Annotated in this window: 2 protein-coding genes; both read right to left on the reverse strand. The window is 44.5% G+C overall.

The genetic code is table 11. The features are described from left to right. Nucleotides 1–200 (reverse strand): GIY-YIG nuclease family protein (locus tag A3750_RS03765; protein WP_369819917.1); only part of this gene is annotated, 200 nt, incomplete at its 3' end. A 79-nt stretch (nucleotides 201–279) separates the two neighbouring features. Further along, nucleotides 280–773, reverse strand: a 494-nt coding sequence (locus tag A3750_RS03770; protein WP_082873192.1) for a response regulator, incomplete at its 5' end; no start/stop codon positions are given.

Genomic DNA, 773 nt, shown 5'->3' on the forward strand with positions numbered 1-773 from the left:
TTCAACTCCTTAATCAGATTTTGCTCAAGAATCAGCGCATCGGTTTCACTGTTGGTGATCGTAACTTCAATATTGGCAATCTTTGAAACCAGCGCCCTTGTTTTAGGCGCATGATCTTGCTTGAGAAAATAACTCGAGACACGCTTTTTTAAGCTCTTAGCCTTGCCAACATAAAGTATGTCGCCCACGGCATCGAACATGCGATACACGCCGGGGGCCAAAGAAAGGTTTTTTAAATATGATTTTGCATCGAAAGATGCGGGATGGTTTTGTGTTTGTTTACCCGGCGGCATCAACTTCTAACAGCCCATGCTTAAGCGCTAAGAGGGTCAACTCCACGTCACTTTGGATCTTTAGCTTTTCAAAAATACGATAGCGATAGGTATTCACTGTTTTTGGGCTAAGGCAAAGCGCATCAGATATATCCTGAACCTTTCTACAATCAATGATCATGGACGCTATTTGCATCTCGCGACTTGATAGGTCTTCGAATGGGTCTGCGCTATCATTTAAGGCAATATTTTGCGCGATATCAGCACTAAGGTAGCGCTCGCCCAGGTCGACTATTTTTATCGCCTTAATAATTTCTGAAATATGACTGCTTTTTGAAACATATCCGGTGGCGCCTGCACTAAGTACACGCTGAGCGAATGGCGTATCCGTGCAGCCTGATACGACAACGATCTTTGAATTTCGACAGGCACTTCTGATCCGTCGAGTCGCCTCTAGGCCGCCAATTCCGGGCATCTTCATATCCATAAGAATAATCGAAG

The sequence above is a fragment of the Oleiphilus sp. HI0079 genome, assembly GCF_001635105.1.